Source organism: Crystallibacter degradans, assembly GCF_012952295.1.
Taxonomy (GTDB): Bacteria; Actinomycetota; Actinomycetes; order Actinomycetales; family Micrococcaceae; genus Crystallibacter; species Crystallibacter degradans.
The window spans coordinates 23,322-45,477 of sequence record NZ_JABBCH010000004.1; the positions used below are offsets into that span (position 1 = coordinate 23,322).

At 65.3% G+C, this 22,156-nt stretch carries 18 protein-coding genes; 14 read left to right on the forward strand and 4 right to left on the reverse strand.

Annotated elements, in window-relative coordinates:
* Nucleotides 1–17: 17 nt before the first annotated feature.
* Nucleotides 18–971, reverse strand: coding sequence for a siderophore ABC transporter substrate-binding protein (locus tag HGO92_RS08680; protein WP_169993791.1), 954 nt, complete (start codon nucleotides 969–971; stop codon nucleotides 18–20).
* A 442-nt stretch (nucleotides 972–1,413) separates the two neighbouring features.
* Between HGO92_RS08680 and groES the strand changes: the two genes are divergently transcribed.
* From groES to HGO92_RS08735, 11 genes are all read left to right on the forward strand, one after another.
* The gene (groES, locus tag HGO92_RS08685) at nucleotides 1,414–1,710 is read left to right on the forward strand and encodes a co-chaperone GroES (RefSeq protein WP_074701392.1); all 297 of its coding nucleotides are present in this window, start codon (nucleotides 1,414–1,416) and stop codon (nucleotides 1,708–1,710) included.
* 63 nt (nucleotides 1,711–1,773) lie between these two features.
* Nucleotides 1,774–3,384, forward strand: coding sequence for a chaperonin GroEL (gene groL / locus HGO92_RS08690; RefSeq protein ID WP_169993793.1), 1,611 nt, complete (start codon nucleotides 1,774–1,776; stop codon nucleotides 3,382–3,384).
* 280 nt (nucleotides 3,385–3,664) lie between these two features.
* Entirely contained in the window at nucleotides 3,665–5,170 is a 1,506-nt protein-coding gene (gene guaB, locus HGO92_RS08695) for an IMP dehydrogenase (protein WP_169993795.1), read from the forward strand.
* A gap of 369 nt (nucleotides 5,171–5,539) precedes the next feature.
* Nucleotides 5,540–6,730: a BtrH N-terminal domain-containing protein gene (locus tag HGO92_RS08700; RefSeq protein WP_240974517.1), complete on the forward strand. Its 1,191-nt coding sequence runs from the start codon at nucleotides 5,540–5,542 to the stop codon at nucleotides 6,728–6,730.
* 105 nt (nucleotides 6,731–6,835) lie between these two features.
* The gene (locus tag HGO92_RS08705) at nucleotides 6,836–7,975 is read left to right on the forward strand and encodes a GuaB3 family IMP dehydrogenase-related protein (protein WP_169993797.1); all 1,140 of its coding nucleotides are present in this window, start codon (nucleotides 6,836–6,838) and stop codon (nucleotides 7,973–7,975) included.
* A 28-nt stretch (nucleotides 7,976–8,003) separates the two neighbouring features.
* Nucleotides 8,004–9,728, forward strand: coding sequence for a glycerol-3-phosphate dehydrogenase/oxidase (locus tag HGO92_RS08710; protein WP_169993798.1), 1,725 nt, complete (start codon nucleotides 8,004–8,006; stop codon nucleotides 9,726–9,728).
* 32 nt (nucleotides 9,729–9,760) lie between these two features.
* Nucleotides 9,761–10,237, forward strand: coding sequence for a PTS sugar transporter subunit IIA (locus HGO92_RS08715; protein ID WP_240974518.1), 477 nt, complete (start codon nucleotides 9,761–9,763; stop codon nucleotides 10,235–10,237).
* Between the two features lie 73 nt (nucleotides 10,238–10,310).
* Nucleotides 10,311–11,147: an SURF1 family protein gene (locus tag HGO92_RS08720; protein WP_346768894.1), complete on the forward strand. Its 837-nt coding sequence runs from the start codon at nucleotides 10,311–10,313 to the stop codon at nucleotides 11,145–11,147.
* 8 nt (nucleotides 11,148–11,155) lie between these two features.
* Nucleotides 11,156–11,653, forward strand: a complete 498-nt coding sequence (locus HGO92_RS08725) for a DUF3817 domain-containing protein (protein ID WP_139004928.1) — start codon at nucleotides 11,156–11,158, stop codon at nucleotides 11,651–11,653.
* A 200-nt stretch (nucleotides 11,654–11,853) separates the two neighbouring features.
* Nucleotides 11,854–13,443 carry a glutamine-hydrolyzing GMP synthase gene (gene guaA, locus HGO92_RS08730; RefSeq protein WP_169993801.1) on the forward strand — a complete coding sequence of 530 codons (1,590 nt, stop codon included), beginning with the start codon at nucleotides 11,854–11,856 and terminating at the stop codon, nucleotides 13,441–13,443.
* A 115-nt stretch (nucleotides 13,444–13,558) separates the two neighbouring features.
* Entirely contained in the window at nucleotides 13,559–17,581 is a 4,023-nt protein-coding gene (locus tag HGO92_RS08735) for a DUF4011 domain-containing protein (protein WP_169993803.1), read from the forward strand.
* A gap of 3 nt (nucleotides 17,582–17,584) precedes the next feature.
* Here the strand turns inward: HGO92_RS08735 and cpaB are convergent, their stop codons facing one another.
* The 3 genes from cpaB to HGO92_RS08750 form a co-directional block, all read right to left on the reverse strand.
* Nucleotides 17,585–18,244 (reverse strand): Flp pilus assembly protein CpaB, encoded by a 660-nt coding sequence (gene cpaB / locus HGO92_RS08740; protein WP_169993805.1) that lies wholly within the window; start codon nucleotides 18,242–18,244, stop codon nucleotides 17,585–17,587.
* Nucleotides 18,245–18,406: 162 nt separating this feature from the next.
* Complete coding sequence (locus tag HGO92_RS08745; RefSeq protein WP_169993807.1) at nucleotides 18,407–18,679, reverse strand: FmdB family zinc ribbon protein; 273 nt, start codon at nucleotides 18,677–18,679, stop codon at nucleotides 18,407–18,409.
* 79 nt (nucleotides 18,680–18,758) lie between these two features.
* The gene (locus HGO92_RS08750; protein WP_169993809.1) at nucleotides 18,759–19,373 is read right to left on the reverse strand and encodes a 5-formyltetrahydrofolate cyclo-ligase; all 615 of its coding nucleotides are present in this window, start codon (nucleotides 19,371–19,373) and stop codon (nucleotides 18,759–18,761) included.
* A gap of 104 nt (nucleotides 19,374–19,477) precedes the next feature.
* Between HGO92_RS08750 and galU the strand changes: the two genes are divergently transcribed.
* The 3 genes from galU to HGO92_RS08765 all read left to right on the forward strand — a co-directional run bounded on the left by galU (nucleotide 19,478) and on the right by HGO92_RS08765 (nucleotide 22,098).
* The gene (gene galU / locus HGO92_RS08755) at nucleotides 19,478–20,380 is read left to right on the forward strand and encodes a UTP--glucose-1-phosphate uridylyltransferase GalU (RefSeq protein WP_169993811.1); all 903 of its coding nucleotides are present in this window, start codon (nucleotides 19,478–19,480) and stop codon (nucleotides 20,378–20,380) included.
* An 18-nt stretch (nucleotides 20,381–20,398) separates the two neighbouring features.
* The gene (locus tag HGO92_RS08760) at nucleotides 20,399–21,022 is read left to right on the forward strand and encodes a GNAT family N-acetyltransferase (RefSeq protein ID WP_205834341.1); all 624 of its coding nucleotides are present in this window, start codon (nucleotides 20,399–20,401) and stop codon (nucleotides 21,020–21,022) included.
* 269 nt (nucleotides 21,023–21,291) lie between these two features.
* Entirely contained in the window at nucleotides 21,292–22,098 is an 807-nt protein-coding gene (locus HGO92_RS08765; RefSeq protein ID WP_169993815.1) for a hypothetical protein, read from the forward strand.
* The last annotated feature ends 58 nt before the right edge of the window (nucleotides 22,099–22,156 follow it).

The following is a 22,156-nucleotide window of genomic DNA, read 5'->3' on the forward strand; positions in this document are numbered from 1 at the left end:
GCCCGCAGCGGCATTGACTACTTGACCAGTGCTGCCTGTACTGCGCCGACCATGGAGTCAACGTTGTTCAGGCCGTAGCCCACCAGGTACCAGGAAGCGGAATCCAGGTAGGTGATGTTGTCGTTCTTGGCGGCATCGGTGCCGTCGACCAGTTCGTTGTCCAGGACTGCGGCGGCGGCCTTGCCCGCAGTCTCGCCGATGGCCGCATCGCGGTCGATCACGAAGAGATGGGCCGGGTTCTTCTCGGCAATGAATTCGAAGGAGACGGCTTCGCCGTGCGCGCCCTCGGACTTGACATCGGCCGCGGTCTGCACGCCCAGGACGTCGTGGACGATGCCGAAGCGCGAACCGGCGCCGTAGGCGGTGAGTTCCCCGCCGCTGGTCATCAGCACCAGGCCAGTGCCGGCGTCGGCAGCGGCGGCTTTGGTCTCCTCGATCTTGGTATCGATCGCGGCCAGCTGCTCCTCGACCTCGGCTTCCTTGCCGAAGATCTCGCCGAGCGTGGTGGAAACTTCCTTGAAGCTCTCGACCGGTGCGGCGGCATCAACGCTGAGGTCGATGGTCGGGGCGATCTTGCTCAGTTCCTCGTAGGCACCGGCAGTGCGTCCCGAAATGATGATCAGATCCGGAGCACCTTCGCTGATCGCTTCGAAGTCCGGTTCCTTCATGGAGCCGATCTTGGTGACCGAATCCTCGCCGTACTTGGCCAGCGACTCCGGGTACTGTGCCGTCGGAGCACCGTCAACCTCAACGCCGAGGGAATCCAGGCTGTCCAGCGCGCCAAGGTCAAAGCTGTAGACGGTCTCCGGGTTGGCCGGGACCTCGGTGGAGCCCTGCGCATGCTCAACCGTGATGGTCTCTGCGTTGGCGTTGGCGTCGGCTGCCCCGGCGTCCTGGCCGCAGGCGCTCAGCGCCAGCAGCGAGGCAACGGCCGAGACTGCCAGGAGGCGGGACTTCACTGACTTATTCATAAATGGCTCCAGGAAAATCGGGTGCTCGGGCACCTCCCGGTACCCGCCGCAATAGATCACAAAATCATTGGCTAATTCTTGCGCGCCTTCGAACCGTATCGGGTTAGGTTAGCCTTAGGCAACTTTCCTGCAGGAAAATGTCCTCAAGCAACGACAACACCAAACAGCGACGGCGGACGGCGCATCCGGATGCACTCTGGCTGGCGCTGGAACCGGTAGCCGGGCCGGTCATACGAGCCGATGTGGGGGCTCGCGCGAGGGGGCGATGCGACGCTTTTGGCACTCACCTTGACCGAGTGCTAATCCGGCACATAGAGTCTTATTAGCACTCTCCCCGTGCGGGTGCTAATTATTCAAGGAACCTCCTGCCGGCACCGCGACGACGGCAGAAAAGTCCTTGGCCAAAGAACCTATTCGTAGCTCATGCAAAGGAGAGAGCCGAGTGTCGGTCTCTATTAAGCCTCTTGAGGATCGTATTGTTGTCCGCCCGCTCGAAGCAGAGCAGACCACGGCTTCAGGCCTGGTCATCCCGGACACCGCCAAGGAAAAGCCGCAGGAAGGTGAAGTTGTCGCAGTAGGCCCCGGCCGCGTTGATGACAACGGAAACCGCGTCCCGGTCGATGTAGCCGAGGGCGACGTCGTTATCTACTCCAAGTACGGCGGAACCGAAGTCAAGCACAGCGGCCAGGAGTACCTCGTACTCTCCGCCCGCGACGTGCTGGCGATCGTCGTCAAGTAGTTTTCCGATGACCCCGGCCAGGCAACTGGCCGGGGTTTTTGGTCCAATAAGGAGAATTAATAAATGGCAAAGCAGTTGAAGTTTGACGACGCTGCCCGCAAAGCTCTGGAAGCCGGCGTCGACAAGCTGGCCAACACCGTCAAGGTGACCCTGGGCCCGCGCGGACGCAACGTCGTGCTGGACAAGAAGTGGGGCGCACCCACCATCACCAACGACGGTGTGACCATCGCCCGCGAGATCGAACTCGAGGACGCCTACGAGAACCTTGGCGCACAGCTGGCCAAGGAAGTTGCCACCAAGACCAACGATGTAGCCGGTGACGGAACCACCACGGCAACCGTCCTGGCCCAGGCGCTCGTCAAGGAAGGCCTGCGCAACGTAGCCGCAGGTGCAGCTCCCGGTGCGCTCAAGCGCGGCATCGAGGTTGCTGTGGAGGCAGTCTCGGCTCGTCTGCTGGAGAACGCCCGCGAGGTCGAGGGCAAGGTTGCCGAAGTGGCAACCATCTCGGCCCAGAGCCCTGAGGTCGGCGAGCTGCTGGCCAAGGCTTTCGAGCAGGTCGGCAAGGACGGTGTCATCACCATCGAGGAGGCCTCCGGTCTGCAGACCGAACTGGTCCTCACCGAGGGCATGCAGTTCGACAAGGGCTACCTGTCGCCGTACTTCGTCACCGACGCTGAACGCCAGGAAGCTGTCCTGGAAGACGCCCTGATCCTGATCAACCAGGGAAAGATCTCCACGGTGCAGGAATTCCTGCCGCTGCTGGAGAAGGCGCTGCAGGCCGGCAAGCCGCTGTTCATCATTGCCGAAGATATCGACGGCGAAGCGCTCTCCACCCTCGTGGTCAACAAGATCCGCGGCACCCTGAACGTGGTTGCCGTCAAGGCTCCGGGCTTCGGCGACCGCCGCAAGGCCATGCTGCAGGACATCGCTACCCTGACCGGTGCCCAGGTTGTTTCTCCGGACCTCGGCCTGAAGCTGGACCAGGTCGGCCTCGAAGTTCTGGGTTCGGCACGCCGGATAACCGTGACCAAGGACGCCACCACCATCGTTGACGGTACCGGCTCCGAGTCCGATGTTGCGGACCGCATTGCGCAGATCCGCGCCGAAGTCGAGCGCACCGATTCCGATTGGGACCGCGAGAAGCTGCAGGAACGCCTGGCCAAGCTGGCCGGCGGTATCGGCGTTATCAAGGTCGGCGCAGCCACCGAAGTTGAGATGAAGGAAAAGAAGCACCGTATCGAGGACGCAGTGTCCTCCACGCGTGCTGCCCTGGAAGAGGGCATCGTGGCCGGCGGCGGTTCCGCCCTGGTCCACGCCGCCCAGGCCCTGGACACCGATCCCAACGTTCTGGCTCTCGAAGGCGATGCAGCCACCGCCGTCGGGCTTGTCCGCCGCGCGCTGGTCCAGCCGCTGCGTTGGATCGCCGAGAACGCTGGCTACGAAGGCTTCGTGGTCGTTTCCAAGGTTGCTGAGCTTGAGGTCAACAACGGCTTCAACGCCGCGACCGGGAAGTACGAGGACCTGGTTGCCGCCGGCGTCATCGATCCGGTCAAGGTGACTCGTTCCGCGCTGGTCAACGCTGCATCCATTGCCGCGCTGGTCCTGACTACCGAAACTCTGGTCGTCGAGAAGCCGGCCGAGGACGAGGACGGCCACGCAGGCCACAGCCACTAAGACCGCGGCGCCCGCGCTTCGCTCTCAGTAGCCGCAGAAAGGGATCCGGCCAGTTCACACTGGCCGGATCCCTCGCGTTAAAGCCGTGCTTGTGAGGGGAGACTGACGGCGTATCCGGCACGGGAAGAAGACGCGGCTTGAGTTAGTTCCACCACATGGGTGCGGGAACGAAATAGAGCCGGGTGGCAAATGGTTTTAGGATGTAACTACCACCTCTGTACCGGTAACCCCCGCGACATTGGCCGCTCCCCATTCCGGTGTATCTCCGAAAGGCCGCACAGTGACTGAAGAATTTAACCCGTTCGCCTTCGAGGGCTTGACCTACGACGACGTGCTGCTGCTGCCCGGCCCGACAGATGTCATCCCTTCTGAAGCGGACACCAGCTCCCGGCTGTCCAAGCGCATCACGGTCCAGACCCCGCTGCTGTCGGCGGCGATGGATACCGTGACCGAGTCCCGGATGGCCATCGCGATGGCACGCCAGGGCGGCCTCGGCGTGATCCACCGCAACCTCTCCATCCAGGACCAGGCCGAGCACGTGGACCGGGTCAAGCGCAGCGAATCGGGCATGATCACCAACCCGGTGACCATCTCCCCGGACGCGACGCTGGCCGAACTGGACGAACTCTGCTTCAACTACCGGGTGTCGGGACTGCCCGTGGTGGACACGGACGGGAAGCTGCTGGGTATCTGTACCAACCGCGACACCCGCTTTGTGCCCCGCGCGGACTACCCGACCACCAAGGTCCACGAGGTGATGACCGCGATGCCGCTGATCACCGGCAAGGTCGGCATCAGCCGGCCCGACGTGATTGACCTGTTGGGCAAGAACCGGATTGAGAAGCTGCCGCTGGTCGACGACGCCGGCGTGCTGCAGGGACTGATCACGGTCAAGGACTTTGATAAGGCCGAGCAGTATCCGCTGGCCACCAAGGACGATGAGGGCCGCCTGCGCGTCGGAGCCGCCATTGGCTTTTTCGGTGACGGCTACGAACGCGGCATGACCATGATCGACGCCGGCGCCGACCTGCTCGTGGTCGATACGGCCAACGGCCACAGCAACGGTGTGCTGGACATGATCGCGCGGCTGAAGAAGGATCCGGCCGCGGCCCACGTGGACATTATCGGCGGACAGGCAGCCACCCGCGAGGGTGCCCAGGCCCTGATCGACGCCGGTGCCGATGCCATCAAGGTGGGCGTCGGTCCGGGTTCCATCTGCACCACCCGCGTGGTCGCCGGCGTCGGCGTTCCGCAGATCACGGCCATCTACGAGGCTGCCAAGGCTGCCATTCCTGCGGGCGTGCCGCTGATTGCCGACGGTGGTCTGCAGCACTCCGGCGACATCGGCAAGGCTCTGGTCGCCGGGGCGGACACCGTCATGCTCGGCTCGCTGCTCGCCGGCGCGGCTGAAAGCCCGGGAGACCTCGTGTTCGTCAACGGTAAGCAGTTCAAGGCCTACCGCGGGATGGGATCCCTCGGCGCCATGCAGACCCGGGGGAAGAACACTTCCTACTCCAAGGACCGCTACTTCCAGGCGGACGTCCCGGATGACGAGAAGCTGATTCCCGAAGGCATTGAAGGCCAGGTGCCGTACCGCGGACCGCTCTCCGCCGTCGCGCACCAGTTGGTCGGCGGACTGCGCCAGACCATGTTCTACACCGGCGCCCACACCGTCGCCGAGCTCAAGGCCAAGGGCAAGTTTATCCGCATCACGTCGGCCGGACTCAAGGAGTCCCACCCGCACGACATCATGATGACCGTGGAGGCGCCGAACTACAAGCGGTAGCCAGGCGGCGGCCGGGACGGATCCAGTAACAGGTTTCTGACAACGGGTCCGGCCATGGCCACCAGCAACAGACGAAGGCCCGGCACTCAAGCCCGGGCCTTCGTCGTCGTAAATTGCAGCCGCTCAATGCTGGTTCGGCGCTGTGTTGCGCCGCCTGCGGTGCTGTCTGTTGTACGCGCGCGGCGGTCCTACTACGCTGGGATCGGCGACGCCCATCGCCTAACTCCCTTCACCGGCACCCACGCGGCCGGGAACGGCGGGAGCAAAGGAGGTCCAGCCTCCGGGTGGAGGACCAGATGAACACTCCTTTTGCGACGTGTTGACGTCGGCGGCGCGTGGGGCCGGACGTCGGCGCGTGCAGAAAGAGACATGATGGTCCAGCACAAGCACTTCAAGTCCCGTGTCCGCGAACGCATGCAGAAGACGGGCGAGAGTTACACGACAGGCCGCCTGCAGCTGCTCAAGGACCTGCCGGCCGAACCGTCCCTGCCGGGCCTGCTGCCCGGTTACCCCGCCGGCGCGCCGCTGGTGCAGCGCGACGCAGGGCTGTGGCAGCGCGTCCTGGCCCAGGCCGGGGTCGAAAATCCCGCCACGGGCACACCCTTTACCGAAGCGGTGCTCTCCGGACTGGCCGGCGGCATCGGTTTCATGGTGTTCACCTTCGAATACGAACAAATTACGACGGCGACGATTGTCACCCGCTTCCATCCCGGTCCCTACGTGGGCAACCTGCTGAACCGCTGTGGAGCGGTTGTGGAGGAGAAGTCCACCACCAGCACCAATGCAGCCCAGGACAATCTGGACGCCGCGCTGGAGGCCGGCCGCGCCGTCGTCGTTAGGGTTACCCAGGGTGCCTTGCCCTGGTACCACTCGGATGCTCCGGAGCACAGTGACTCCGTGGATGTGGTGGTGGCCGGCAAGGCCAACGGCGAATACCTGATTGACGACGGCGGCCGGCAGCTGCACGGGGCAACGGCGGCCGAGCTGGCAGGCGCGCGCGGCAAACGCAAGAAGGACAAGCACTGGCAGGCTTCGGTGGTCGATCCCGGCGAGACTACCGTGGACCAGCTGCGCCAGAGCGTCCTGGAGGCGGTGGCGGAAACGGCCGGCGTGCTGCTGGGTACGGTCCCGCCGGCCGTCGTCCCCGCGCGCGTGGCGAAAAATTTCGGGCTGGCCGGGATGCAGACCTGGACGGCGCGGCTGCGCGATACCAGGACCAAGAAAGGCTGGCCGGCCATGTTCGCCGACGAGCAGCGCCTGCGGTTCGGACTGGAACGGATCAAGGAGTGCCTGGCGGGAACCGTCTGGGGAGGGCCGGCTGCGCTGCGGCCGCTCTACGCCCGGTTCCTGACCGAGGCGGCAGCGTTGGAGGGCCTGGACCGGCTGCTGCAGCCGGCCCAGCAGTACGCTGCCGTCGGCGAGCGGTGGCAGCAGCTGGCCGACGCCGTCGATCCACAGTGTCCTGCAGAAGAGCGGACCGCGCACTTCGCAGCTCTGGCGGACCGGATGGAGGACATGCAGGCGGCGGAGGAGGCCGCGGCGAAGTCCTTGTCAGGGTGAGCTGCCCGCATTTGAGGGCCGGCAGCGCCGGCCAGCGCCGGACCCGGCTGTCCACAGTCCGCGTCCCGGCCCGGCGTGCGCGCCGTGGTGGGATAACCTAGAGCCGTGACTTACGAGATTGAGATTGGCCGTGGCAAGCGTGGGCGCAGAGCCTACTCCCTGGATGATGTAGCGATTGTTCCCTCGCGGCGCACGCGTGATCCCCAGGACGTCTCCGTCAGCTGGCAGATCGATGCGTACCAGTTCGAGATGCCGGTGATCGCGGCCCCGATGGACTCGGTCATGTCCCCGGCCACGGCCATCGCGGTCGGCAGGCTGGGCGGCCTGGGCGTGCTCAACCTCGAAGGTTTGTGGACCCGTTACGAAGACCCGCAGCCGATGCTCGATGAGATCTCCGCGCTGAGCGAGGAGAGCTTCAGCCCCGCCGCCACCAAGCGGATGCAGGAGATCTACGAGGCTCCGATCCAGGCGGACCTGATCACCTCGCGCCTGGCCGAGATCCGCGAAGCCGGTGTGACGGTGGCCGGCTCCCTGACGCCGCAGCGCACCCAGGAGTTCTACAAGACCGTGCTCGCCGCTGGCGTAGACATTTTCGTGATCCGCGGCACCACGGTTTCCGCCGAACACGTTTCCCGGGAGCACGAGCCGCTGAACCTCAAGCAGTTCATCTACGAGCTGGACGTTCCCGTGATCGTCGGCGGCGCCGCGGGCTACACCCCGGCCCTGCACCTGATGCGCACCGGTGCAGCCGGTGTGCTGGTGGGCTTCGGCGGCGGCGCAACAACGACGACGCGGCGCGCGCTGGGCATCCATTCGCCCCTCGCCTCAGCGATCTCCGATGTGGCCGGGGCACGCCGCGACTACATGGACGAGTCCGGCGGCCGCTATGTCCACGTCATTGCCGACGGCGGGCTGGGCACCAGCGGGGACATCGTCAAGGCCATTGCCATGGGCGCGGATGCCGTCATGCTCGGCGCCGCACTGGCCCGCGCAGAGGAGGCTCCGGGCCGCGGCTGGCATTGGGGCCAGGAAGCCCACCACCACGAGCTGCCGCGCGGGGACCGGGTCAGGATCGGCACGGTCGGACCGCTGGCCGAGGTGCTCTACGGGCCCTCACACCACACCAACGGCACGTCCAACCTGGTGGGCGCGCTGCGCCGGTCCATGGCCACTACGGGCTACTCGGACCTGAAGGAGTTCCAGCGGTGCGAGGTAGTCCTCTCGCCGTACATATCCAACGAGTGATCCGCCGATGCCGGGAGGCTGACTAAGTATGAGTTCCGGAGCCATGAGTCCTGAAAGCCGTGAGGAGGCCCTGGCCGCCCTGCGGGCCACGCAGGAGCACGACCGGGAACTGGACATACTGATAGTCGGCGGGGGAGTGGTCGGCGCCGGCGCTGCACTGGACGCCGTCACCCGCGGCCTCGACGTCGGCATCGTGGAAGCCCGGGACTGGTCGTCCGGCACGTCCTCCCGGTCCTCCAAGCTCATCCACGGCGGGCTGCGCTACCTGGAGATGCTGGACTTTGCCCTGGTCCGTGAAGCCCTGCAGGAACGCGGCCTGCTGCTGCAGCGCATCGCGCCGCATCTGGTCCGCCCGGTGCCTTTCCTCTATCCGCTGACCAAACGGTTCGTCGAGCGTCCCTACGTGGGCGCCGGCGTCGCGCTTTATGATGCATTGTCGGTGGCCAGCGGGCACGGCCGCGGAATGCCGTTCCACAAGCACCTGTCGCGGCATGGCACCTTGCGCGCGGCTCCGAGCCTGAAGAAGGACGTCTTCGTTGGCTCCATCCGCTACTACGACGCACAGGTCGACGACGCGCGGTTCGTGGTCAACCTGGTCCGGACGGCGGCGGAGTACGGGGCGCATGCCGCCAACCGGCTGAAAGTCATCAACTTCCTGCGCGAGGGCGAACGCGTGGTCGGAGCGCGCGTCCGCAACCAGGAAGACGGCACCGAGTTCGACATCCGGGCCAAACAGGTGGTCAATGCCACCGGAGTCTGGACCGACGAAACCCAAGCCATGGTCACCGAGCGCGGCCAGCTGAAAGTGCGGGCCTCAAAGGGGATCCACCTGGTGGTGCCCCGGGACCGCTTCCAGTCCACCGTGGGGCTGATCCTGCGGACCGAAAAGTCCGTGCTGTTCGTCATCCCCTGGGGCCGGCATTGGATCATCGGCACCACGGATACGGGCTGGGACCTGGACAAGGCACACCCGTCGGCGTCGTCCAAGGACATCGACTATTTGCTCGAGCACGTGAACCAGGTGCTCAGCCGCCCCCTGACCCGCGAAGACGTGGAAGGCGTATACGCCGGACTGCGGCCGCTGCTGGCTGGCGAAAACGACGACACGGCAAAGCTCTCGCGCGAACACGTTGTCGCCCATCCCGTTCCCGGGCTGGTAGTGGTGGCGGGCGGCAAGTACACCACCTACCGGGTCATGGCCAGGGACGCGGTGGACGAAGCCGCGCGTGCCTTGGACGAGCGTGTGCCGCCGAGCTGCACGGAGATTGTTCCGCTGCTCGGAGCCTCCGGGTTCAAGGCGAAGTGGAACAAGCGCAGCCGCATGGCCGACCGTGCGGGGATCCATGTGGCACGGGTGGAGCACCTGCTCAACCGCTACGGCTCCATGACGGATGAAGTGCTGGACATCATCACAGGCAGTCCCGAACTGGCGGAGCCGCTGCCGGGCGCGGATGACTATTTGCAGGCAGAAATCGTCTACGCCACCACGCATGAGGGTGCCCGCCACATCGATGACGTGCTCACCAGGCGTACCCGGATCTCCATTGAGGCCTGGGACCGCGGTATCTCCGCCGCCCCCGTAGTAGCGGCCCTCATGGCGCCGCTGCTGCACTGGAGCGACGAGCAGGAAGCGCGGGAAGTCAAGCACTACCTTGCCAGAGTGGAAGCCGAGCGGCTCAGCCAGGAACAGCCGGACGATATCTCGGCCGACAGCGCGCGCATGGGTGTGGACGACATTGTCCCGCTCAGCTGAGGGACCGGCAGTGTGCACGGATGGAGGCACAGATGCCGATGACTGAACTCGAACTGACCACGCCGGCCCTGGTGCTGCTGGACCTGGTGGCGGCGGACAAGCAGGACGCCGCCGCGCAGCTCGCCGGAACACTGCATGCAGCCGGCCGTATCTCGGATCTGGACGGTTTTCTGGCACAGGTCAATGCCCGGGAACACCAGTTGGCCACCGGGCTGCCCGGCGGCGTGGGCCTGCCGCACGCGCGCAGCGAGTTCGTGCAGCACACCTCCATCGCCGTGGGGGTGACGAAATTCGGCCACAGCCTCGATTTCGGTGCCGTGGACGGACCAGCCAACCTCGTGCTGCTGATGGCAACGCCGGCCGCCTCGTTTTCGGAGCACCTGGAGGTGCTGGCCACACTGGCGCGGTCCCTGATGAAAGAGAACTTCCGTGAGTCGCTGCGCCGGGCCTATGACCAGGGCGTGATTGCCGAGCTGATCAACTCCACGATCGACTTCTCCGATTCCTGAGGCATCCCGCCGACGGTGGCGAAGAGCCGCGGGCAGATTCGTTTTCTACAGAGGCACGAAGTAGGGTTAATGGGTGCTGAAAACTGCCCTGAAGCCCCGCTGGATCGCGGCGTTGGTGCTGGCACTGGTCGTTTCGACAGTCTTTGTACTCTTGAGCCAGTGGCAGTTTTCTGCATCTCAAAACGAGTCCCCGCCGCCGCCAGGCCAGACCGAAACCGTCCAGCCGCTGATCGAGGTCTTTGAACCCGGCACTCCGATGCATATGTCCCAGGCCGACCAGATGGTCAGTCTCGACGGCCGGTTCCGTCCGGCGGACCAGGTGCTGGTGCAGACCCGGCTGCAGGACGGCGAGGAGGGGTACTGGGTAGTCACCGCGTTTACCGTTGACGGTGCTCCCGAACAGAACGGCGAAGAGGTTCTTATCCCCGTAGTCCGCGGTTGGGTGGCGGATCCGGCGGATGCGACTACTGCACCGGAAGGTCAGGCGTCTGTCGTCGGACGGCTGTTGCCGACCGAAGCGCCGGTCCCGGGGCAGACCCCTCCGGGGGAAGTGTCCACCCTGTCCGTGGCTGAACTGATCAATGTCTGGAATGCCCCGGCGTATCCAGGCTTTGTGGTCGGCACCGACTTCACCGTGGCGGGCGAGGATCTTGGCACGGCCACCGCCGGCACCGCCATGGAACCGGTTGTCGTGGACCCGCAGCCGCAGGAGACGCCGGTTAACTGGATGAACATCTTCTACGCGGTGGAGTGGGTAGTCTTCGCCGGCTTCGCCATCTTCCTCTGGTGGCGGCTCGTCGCCGACGACTACCGCCGGACGCTCGAGGACGAAGAATTCGCCGCCGAAGAGGCCCGCTATCTGGCCGGCCTTCAGGGCGGCACCGATAAAAACAACGAGGTAAGCAAGTGACAGATAACGTGAACCAGCCGAACCCGGATGCCCCGCAAGCTCCCGCCAAGGCCCGCCCTGCCAAGCGGCGTTACGGCGGCACGCACGCGCAGATCCGCTCGGCGCTGACGTTCTACAAGGTCACTTCCTACATCACCGGCATCATGCTGCTGCTGCTCTGTGCCGAGATGATCCTGCGCTACGGCTTCAACCTGTTCCTCTTCGCCGGAGCCACCAATACGCTCACCGGGGAGACTTTCGCGCTCGGCCTGGCGCAGGCGGAACCGTCCGTGGTTGAAGGCGTCAATCTCTCCATCGCCGTCCTGATTGCCCACGGCTGGCTGTACGTGCTGTACCTGATCGCCGATTTCCGCCTGTGGTCCTTGATGCGCTGGCCGTTCACCCGGTTTATCCTGATCGCCTTGGGCGGCGTCATCCCGTTCCTCTCGATCCTGCTGGAAAAGCGCGTCCACCGGCAGGTGGAAGAAGACCTGGCCGAGCATCCCGAAGCGGCCAAGCGCTACTAAGCCATGGTTTAAACCTAAGCGACCAAAAACCCAAGCGGACGACGGCGGTATCCACCCGCCGTCGTCCGTTGACGTTAACAGCCGGGACAGCGGGGACCGCCGGGGCCATCGGAACATTCGGATCAGCCGGAACCGTACGCCCGACGGCGCCGCCTGAGGCCAATGTGCAAGCAGCCGCGCGCGGCGACTATCCTTAGTGGGTGACTAATCCAGCCCCCGCCGCCACGGACCACCGGCCCGTACTTGTCGTTGACTACGGGGCCCAGTATGCGCAGCTGATCGCACGCCGCGTACGCGAGGCCAACGTGTATTCCGAAATCGTTCCGCACACCCACACCACAGAGCAGCTGCTGGCCAAGAACCCGGCCGCAATCATCCTCTCCGGCGGGCCGTCCAGCGTCTACGCCGACGGCGCACCGCGCGTCGGCGCCGACCTGTTCGAAGCCGGCGTCCCGGTTCTGGGCATCTGTTACGGCTTCCAGGCCATGGCAAACGCCCTCGGCGGCAAGGTCGCCCAGACCGGACTCCGCGAATACGGTGCCACGGACACCACCACGGTGGGCCAGGCGCGCTCCATTCTCGAAGGTGTGCCCGAAACGCAGAACACCTGGATGAGCCACGGCGACTCGGTGCACGAAGCTCCGGAGGGCTTCGAGGTCCTCGCCAGCACGGCCGGCGCCCCGGTGGCCGCCTTCGCGAACGAGGCGAAGGCGCTGTACGGCGTGCAGTGGCACCCGGAGGTCAAGCACTCGGCCCACGGCCAGCAGGTTCTGGAGAACTTCCTGTTCAAGGGCGCCAAGGTGGAGCCGAACTGGACCACCGGCAATATTCTCGAAGAACAGGTCGAGCGCATCCGCGAGCAGGTCGGCACGTCGCGCGTGATCTGCGGACTCTCCGGCGGCGTGGACTCCGCCGTGGCCGCCGCCCTGGTGCAGCGCGCCGTGGGCGACCAGCTGACCTGTGTGTTCGTGGACCATGGTCTGCTGCGCGAAGGCGAAGCCGAACAGGTGGAGCGGGACTTCGTCGCCGCCACCGGCGTGAAGCTGTATGTGGCCAACGAGCAGGAGCGCTTCCTGAGCGCGCTGGCCGGTGTCAGTGATCCGGAAACCAAACGCAAGATCATCGGCCGCGAGTTCATCCGCGCCTTCGAAGAGGCCGAGCGTGCCATCATCGCCGAAGCGGCAGCCGAGGGCGAGAGCATCAAATTCCTGGTCCAGGGCACCCTGTACCCGGACGTCGTCGAGTCTGGCGGCGGCGAGGGCGCTGCGAACATCAAGAGCCACCACAATGTCGGTGGTCTGCCCGAGGATCTGCAGTTCGAACTGGTGGAGCCGCTGCGCACACTGTTCAAGGACGAGGTGCGTTCCGTTGGCGCCCAGCTGGGCCTGCCGGCCGAGATCGTGGGCCGCCAGCCGTTCCCCGGTCCGGGGCTGGGCATCCGCATCGTCGGCGACATCACCGCCGAGCGACTGGAGCTGCTGCGCAAGGCGGACGCGATTGCCCGCGCTGAGCTGACCGCTGCCGGCCTGGACAACGAAGTCTGGCAGATGCCGGTGGTGCTGCTCGCCGACGTGCGCAGCGTCGGGGTCCAGGGCGACGGCCGCACCTACGGCCACCCGATTGTGCTCCGCCCCGTCTCCAGCGAGGACGCCATGACCGCTGACTGGTCCCGGCTGCCTTACGACCTGCTGGCGCGGATCTCCAACCGCATCACTAACGAGGTCGACGGCGTGAACCGTGTGGTTCTTGATGTCACCAGCAAACCGCCGGGAACCATTGAGTGGGAGTAACGCCGACGGGTGGCCGCAGCCTCGCAGCAGGTAAAGCTGTGAACTCCCCGGCAAATTCAGCCGGGGAGTGTTGCGGTCACCCGTTTGCCATGTCCTATCCGATAGTTTGAGACACATGCCAATTTGGTCAAGGCTTGTGCCCGAGAGTGAAGAAAAGAGAGTAGCCGTGTCGCGCGATCGCACTGACGAGGCTGCCGAGGATATTCTGACGCACTGGCTGAAACAGCTGGGCCAGCACGCGGGAACAGATACCCTGCTGTACTTCGCGCCGTCCTCGACGAACAGCATCGACCTCACCCATGCCCATCCGTCCGGTCTTGCCCAGCTGCTGACCGGCCGGCGCACGCGGCTGTCCACATTGCTGCGGGACCAGGCCCAGTACTCGGCGGCGATGAAGACGGCCCGCAGCCTGCGTTCCAAAATCTTTGAGCTCAGCACGGAGCGCGGCATCGACGTCGGCTATCTTGCTGCGGGCACCGCCTCCTGGCGTGTTCCCGAGGTAGGCCGGTCCGAGACGCTGAACGCCCCGATCATGCTCACCCCGGTGGCGCTGACGGTCCGGCCCAGCCAGGATGACTTCGAACTCCAGCTCACCGACCAGGCCCGGCTCAACCCGGCACTGGTGAGGCACCTTGAAGCCGAACAGGGCGTCGACATCGACCCCGAAGGCGTGGCCCGGCTGGCTTACAGCACCGCGCGGTTCGACCCGCATCCGGTGCTGGAGCGGCTGCGGTCGCTGACCCAGGATGTGCGCAGCATGACCATCGAGCACCACCTCCTGGTCTCCACCTTCGCCGATGTATCGAACATTGCCGATACCTCCGCCCTCGATTCCGCGCACCCGCTGCTGAACGCCATGATGGCAGCGGATCTGGACCCGGAAACCGGCTACCACGTGCCCGTGCCGGAGGTGGACCTGCCGCCGCTGGACGAGCGCTCACCGCAGGACGAGTTCCTGGTGTTGGACGCGGATCCCGCCCAGCAGAAGATCCTTGACCTGGTCCAGAGCGGCCATTCGGTGGTCGTCTCGGCGCCGCCGGGAACTGGCCAGACCCAGACCGCCATCAACGCCGCGGCGACGCTGGCCTTCGAAGGCAAATCCGTCCTGGTGGTCGCGGAGCGGCGCACCACGCTGAACCAGTTCGCCAAGCAGCTCGACGAGCTCAAGCTCGGCTCCCTGGTGCTGCAGCTGAACGCCAACATCACCAGCCAGCAGCTCAAGGACCAGCTGGTCCGGGCCATCATGCGCAACGAGCAGGCCACGGCGCCGCAGCTGGAAAAACTGCACACCACCCTCATTGACCACCGCCACCAGCTGATGGACCATGTGCAGTCGCTGCACAATGTCCGCAAGCGCTGGAACTGCTCGCCGTACCAGGCCATGCAGTCGCTGGCCAAGCTGGTCTCGCTGGATCCGGCACCGGCCACCACCGTCCGGCTTAAGCGCTCCGTGCTGGACAACATCGCCGACCGCGCCGAACTGACCGGCCGGCTGCGCCGTGCGGCGGAACTGGGCAGCTTCAGCAAGTCCTCGACCACCAGCGCGTGGTTCGGTGCCAAGCTGCTCAACCGCAAGGAAACCGAAGACGCCCACCAGCTGTCTGTGGATCTTGCCCGCGACATCCCCAAACTGCGTGAGCAGATGAACCGGGTGGCGGACCATTCCCAGATTTCCCTGGGCACCAGCTTCCGTGAATGGGGGCAGCAGCTCCTGTTGCTGGTCGCCGTTCGCGGCAGCCTGGACAAGTTCACGCCGGACATTTTCGACCGCCCGGTCACAGACCTGATTTCCGCAACGGCATCTTCCGGCTGGAGGCGCGAGCGCGGTATCGAAATGAGCTCCATGACCCGCTCCCGGCTGCGGCGTGTGGCCAAGGAATATGTGCGTCCCGGTGTTCATATCTCGGACCTGCACGAGTCCCTGGCAGACGTTCAGCAGCAACGCAGCAAGTGGGCCGAATACGCCACTACGCAGCGCCACCCGTCGGTGCCGTCCGGTTTGGCGGAACTGAACAGTTTCTACCTCGGCATCCACAAGAACCTGCAGAAGCTTTCCGGGCTCCTGGCGGAACCGGCCGACGGCGTGCTGCTGGCCGACCTGGACCAGGACGCACTGGTGGAGCGGCTGGAAGCACTGGCGGCCGACCGCGAGACGCTGGTGAACCTGCCGGAACGGACCCTGCTGCTGGAGCAGATGCGCGAGCACGGTCTGGGTGAACTGCTGGATGATCTGGCTGAACGTGAAGTGGCCACGGAGAATGTCGGCGCCGAACTGGACCTTGCCTGGTGGCAGTCGGCCTTGGAAGCCATGATCAGCGGCGACGACTACCTGGCCATGTCCGACGGCGACAACCTGCGCAAGCTGGAAGCGGTCTACCGGCTGGCCGATAACGCCCACATCGCTTCCGGCGCGGCACGCCTGCGCTGGGAGCTGGCCCAGAACTGGCGGCATGCCATCAAGAGCCAGCCCAAGGCGGCGGAGCGCCTGCGGGAGATGCTCAAGACCTCCGAACCGACCCTGCGGTCCCTGAGCGAGCAGTCGGGCCAATTGGTGTCGTCGTTGATGCCGGTCTGGGCCGCATCCCCGCTGGTCCTGCCGATGGTGCTGCCGGCCGAGAAACGCTTCGACGCCGTCATCATTCTCGACGCCGAAGCCACCAGCCTGCAGTCGGCGGTCGGGGCCATGGCCCGGGCCGAGCAGGTCATCGCCTTCGGCGACGGCCAGCTGGGTACGGCGGAGCCGTTCGAAGTCAATGTGGACCGGAAGCGTGAGCAGGCGCCCGGCGCCGAGACGGATCCTGTCATCAGCAGCTACCACGCGCTGGCACGCGTCCTGCCGGTACTGCCGCTGACCACGTTGTACCGCGCGGTCGATATGGAACTGGCGCAGTCGTTGAGCAAGGAATTTTACGACGGCGCCGTCACCCGGCTGCCGTCCGCCGGCGAAATTACCGGCGGCGACGGGCTGATGGTGGAATACCTGCCGGACGGTACCGGGCTGCCCGGTGCCGGGCATGAGGGCGTTGAAAGCGTCCCGGCGGAAATCAACCGGGTTGTGGATCTGGTCTTCGAACACGCACGCCACCGGCCCCAGCGTTCGCTGGCCGTCATCACCTCCACCGTCCGCCATGCGGCACGCGTGGCAGAAGCGATCCGCCTGCAGATGCCGAACTACCCTGCGGCTTCGGAGTTCTTCAAGCGGACGGAGGATTCCTTCCGTGTGGTTCCCGTGGAGCGGTCCTCCGGGCTGGTCCGTGACGACATCGTCTTTTCGCTCGGTTACGGCCGCACGCCGCATGGCCGGGCAGTGCATAACTTTGGTCCATTGTCGGAGCCGGATGGCCGGAGCCGGTTCGCCATGGCTATGACCCGGGCGCGGCGTTCGCTGCGGGTGCTGACATGTTTCCGTCCGGAAGACCTTGATCCCGAGCGGCTGAGCCATGGCGCCGTCGACTTCTATGAACTGATCAACCGGAAGCTCGGTACGGGCGGGGTAGCAGTATCAGCTGCCTCTGCCGGCATTGAAGATCCGCTCGTCGCGGATCTGGTTGAGCGGATCCGCAGCCGTGGCGCACAGGTGCAGGACCACTACCGGGGAATCCTGGACATCGTCGCAGCGGCAGACCCCTTGCTGCAGCCGGGGGACCACCATCCGACCCTGCCAGTGGCGCTGGAGTCGGACGGCACGCCGCAGTACCGGAAGATGAGTGTGCGCGAGCGGAGCCGGCTGCGGCCGCAGCTGCTGGAGCGGCTCGGATGGCGTCCGCTGACCTTGTGGACCATCGAGGTTTTTGCCGACCCGGAGAAGTGCGCGCAGCTGATCGGAGGATACTTGGGACTACAGGATCCGGATCAAGAAGGGACGGGGAGGCACGTGTCCAAGGATGATAAGCCTGCGGAACGTTCCGCGGACCGGCAGGCAGACGACACGGACCATTGTGGCGACGCCACGGAAGGCGCCGCGGCTCGGGCAGAACTCCAGGACCAGCAACCGCAAACACGGAAGGCCGCCGCGGCGGCCCTTCGCGGCAGTGCGATCCCGGACCGGGCCAAAGAGGACGATCCGAGGGCCTGGGGCGACAGCCGCGAGGACCGGGACGCCTGGCTGAAGGAACAGCGCCCGCCCCACTGGAGCTGACGCCTAACCGACAAGTACCAAGAAGACCTTGCCCCGGCTCGACGCACTTGCCAGAGCCGTGGCCTCGGTCGGTGAAGCTGCTACCACCACGAGGCCTTCGCTTTCCTGGCGGCCCAGCAGCCCGGAACCGTCGGCGGTGCTCCCTGCCTTCCACAGCACGGGCACGTCGTTTGCCAGCACTTCCGAGGCTGCCGGCTCCTCATAACCGTTGCCGGTGCTGAGCACGATGTCCACCCGTTGTCCGGGGCTGAGCAATTGGACCGTCGACTGGTCGGCGGGTCTGACCGGAACCGCGACAGTGCCCGGCGGGCTGCCGGCCAGGAGCCCGGGGCCGACGATGGAGGTATCCAGGACCGGGGAACCGGCCCGCAGCGCGGTGGCCAGACGTTTTCCCGCCAGGTCGTGGACCGAAGCAGTTGACCCGGACGGCACGGCCGAGGCGGGAAGGCTGCCGGTCACCAGATCCGAATCGGCCAGGATGGTCCCCGCGGGCAGGTCCGCAGCCGCGGTGACCACCGGAACGGTCTCCAGAGGGGCCGGAGTGAGCTCATGGACAGTGAGTCCGGCGGCTGCACAAAGCAGGGCGGCTGCGATCAGTCGGTAATGGCGCCTGACCAGACGCCGGGCAAGGAGCGGGATGGCCGCCCGGGGTGAATGCTGCATAGGGCCACCGTAAGGACGCCGGGAACCGGTTCGTCAGGGGCTTGCGGCGAACTGTGCACGGGGGCAGCGGTAGTTTCCGTTGTGGAGGAAAGGAACCTCATCGGACGCAGAGCACCCGGGGAGCCGTGGCATCCCCGGGTGGTGTACTGCTAAGGAGGCTCTCTAGCTGGCAGCGGGTGCAGCAGCGGCCGGTGCTGCCGGTGCCGACGCCGGGCTTTCGGACTTGCCGGCGGCCGGAACCGTGCTGGTGCTCTTGGTGTCGCGTGAATCGGTCCGGTAGAAACCGGAACCCTTGAAGACGACGCCGACACTGTTGAACTTTTTGCGCAGGTTGCCGCTGCACTCAGGGCAAACGCTCAGCGAGTTGTCGCTGAAGGACTGCTGGATCTCGAAAGCGTGGCTGCAATCTTTGCAGGCATAGGCGTACGTGGGCACTTGAATCCTCCTGAAAATTCCCGCGGAACACGTCCGTGCCACCCGTTGGGTTGGCACTCGATAGTTCCGAGTGCTAATTCTACACTGTCCCGGGACCGAACCATATCCAACCCTCTGCAGTCACGGCACCGTCAAGCGGGGCGTCCAGCTCAGTGACCTCGAAGGTTCCGGGAGGGACAACTTCGTGGGAATAAAAAACGCCGACTTCCTTGGGCTGCTCCGACAGCCGGGCGACACCTGCCAGGAACCGGTCATAGTAACCGCCGCCCTGGCCTATCCGGTTGCCATCGGCGTCAACCGCCAGGCCGGGTACCAGGATCAGCGGGACATCGGCCATGATTGCTGAAGGCAGCCGTTCCCCGACTGGCTCGTAGACCCAGGCCCGTGGACTGCGGACGAGCTCCACGCCGTCGTACCACTGCACCCAGCTGAGCTGGTACTCCGGCTCGCAGACGGGGACAACCACGCGGTAGCCGGCCCGGGTCAGGGCGGGCAGCAGCAGGTCAGTGGAGGGTTCCGCGCCGGTTGAGAGATAGCCGGCAATGGTACTGCCGCGTTCCGCTCCGGCCGCTTCGAGTCCCGCCATGACATGGTTGGCCAGTTGTTCGGCGGCCGCGCGCCGGTCGGTCTCCGGCAGATCCTGCCGCAGCTTGCGGAAGTGTGCACGGGCGGAGTCTTTATCCAGAGGAGTCACGGCAATCCTTGTTCGAAGGGGTCATCGCCGCCGTCGAAAGCACTTCGGCGGCAGCTGTCATGCTAATTCATATTTTGACGCTGCGGATGGGTAATCTTATTTCCATGAAGTCTCATCGCACCGTACGCAAGGCCGTCATTCCGGCCGCCGGTCTCGGCACCCGCTTCCTGCCCGCTACCAAAGCCATGCCCAAAGAGATGCTGCCGGTTGTGGACAAACCGGCCATCCAGTATGTGGTTGAGGAAGCGGTCCGCGCGGACATTACGGACATCCTGATGATCACCGGACGGAACAAGCGGCCGCTGGAAGACCACTTCGACCGCGTGCCCAACATCGAGTTCGTCCTCGAGGAAAAGGGTGACCTCGACAAACTGGCGTTGGTGCGCGAGGCATCGAACCTGGCTGATATCCACTACGTGCGCCAAGGCGATCCCAAGGGACTGGGGCATGCCGTGCTGCGCAGCCGCCAGCACGTTGGTGACGAGCCGTTTGCCGTGCTGCTCGGCGATGACCTGATCGACGAAAACGATGAGCTGCTGCGCCGGATGATCGACGTCCAGGAGAAGACCGGCGGATCCGTTGTCGCCCTGATGGAGGTCGAGCCTGCGCAGATCAGTGCCTATGGCTGTGCCGACGTCACCGAGATGGACGGTATCGACTGCGTGCAGGTCAACCGGCTGGTCGAAAAGCCGTCGCCCGAAGAGGCCCCCTCGAACCTGGCCATCATCGGCCGCTACGTGCTGCACCCGTCGGTCTTCGATGTACTGGAAGAGACCGGTCCCGGAAGGGGCGGCGAAATCCAACTGACCGACGCACTGGAAACACTCGCGTCCCGCGAAGGAGAAGGCGGGGGCGTCTACGGCGTCGTTTTCCGCGGACGGCGGTACGACACGGGTGACAAGCTGAGCTACCTGAAGGCTGTGGTGACCATCGCCTCGGAACGCGCCGACATCGGTGAGGACCTGCGCTCCTGGCTGAAGGAATTCTCCGAAGGCACACAGGGCTGAGACCAGGCTGCGGCGGTGCTGAGTTCGGCCATCTGGCCCGTCAGAGTTGAGTGCGGTAGCTTGGCGCTGCGTCCGATCTCCCGTCGTGACAAGCGCGAGTGGCTGCAACTGCGCCAGCAGAACGCGGCCTGGCTCGCTCCGTGGGAAGCCTCCAACCCCGACCCCAACGGTTCCTTGCCGCAGTTTGCCGAGATGGTCCGGTCGCTGAACCGGCAGGCGAAGCTGGCAACAGCGCTGCCCTGGGTCATCACCGAAGTCCAGCCTGGCCGGGCGGCGCCGGTGATCGTCGGGCAGCTGACTGTGTCCAGCATCGTTTGGGGATCGGCCATGATGGCTACGCTCGGTTACTGGGTGGATCAGGCTTCGGCCGGTCGCGGTATCGCACCAACGGCGGTAGCAATGGCCACGGATCACTGCTTTCAGGCCCTGGGGCTGCATCGGATGGAAATAAACATCCGCCCGGAGAATTCTGCCAGCTTGAGGGTAGTGGAAAAACTTGGCTTCCGGGACGAAGGACTGCGCCCCCGCTACTTGCACATCAATGGTTCATGGGCCGATCACAGGTCTTTCGCGCTGACTGCGGAGGAAGTTCCGGACGGACTTCTTCCCGGCTGGCTCGAAAGCAGCGGACGTTCGTGCTGACCTGCTGGTTTATCAATTTTCGGTGACTTTCGCCGACACACCGTGACTAATGCCGCACCCGGCATGTTTTAGCTTCTACGGTTTTGATTGTGGACATTCAAAGCTCAGTGATCTTCGTAGTGATCGTGGGGCTTTGGCTTGTCTGGGTAGGACCGTATTTACTTCGCTTTCTTGGAACTGCAACGCTGGCCGAGGCACTCCCGGGCCAGGGAATATCATTCGACTCAGGACCCGTCACCGCCACAGGCAGTGCAGCTCAGGGGATCATCATGGAAAATAACGCCCATTCCGGAACAGCCCGCGCCGCCTCCGGGCCTGAGCGCGTCGCCCCGGAGAGCGCTGCCCCGGAGCAACGTGTGCCCGCGCCGTTGAACATCCGCTACGGCCGCACCGCGTTGGCCCTGGTGGGAACCGCCGCATTGCTGACTTTTGTCATCGGCGGGGGACTGGCGCTCTTCGGCCTGGTCTCGGGCAGTGTCCCGGGGGTCGCACTGCTGGCTGTCGCCGCCGTCGTCCTTATGCTGCGTATGCTGGTGCGGCGAGACCGCCGCCGCCGTGCCGCCGCCCGCGTGAACAGGGCCTTCGAAGAAGCGATGAATCCGCCGGTCCACCATCTTTCACCACTTCCGCAGCGGGAAACCGTGCTTTTCGACGCGGCAGAAGCGGAAGCCGATGCTGTCTCCGGTTCTGAAAAGCAGGAACCCGCTCCCGCCCCCGAACCACGGCGCTTGACACCGGAGGAACTGCGGGCGGAGGCACTCAAAGTTGCAGCCGAAGCCGGGTCAAAAAGCGCAGGAAATTCCGAGCCTGGATCCGGTCCCACCTGGCAGCCCGTAGAAGTGCCGAAGCCCACGTATGTTGCCTCGGCCAAAGCGGAACGGCCGGCCCCGGCACCGCTGCCGGCCCCGGAAGTAAAAAAACCGACGATGAAGACGCCGATCAAACAGGCAGCCGTGGCTCCGAAGGCCGACGTGCCGGCCGCTTCGAAAGACGGCGTGTCTCCGGCTGCCAAGGAAGCGGCGCCACAGGCGGGCAAGATCAATCTGGATGCGGTGCTTCAGCGGCGCCGGGCGTGAGGACCGCAGCCCTGGCAACTGGCGATCAGTGGGTCCGCTCCGGTAAGGGCGGGCCTTT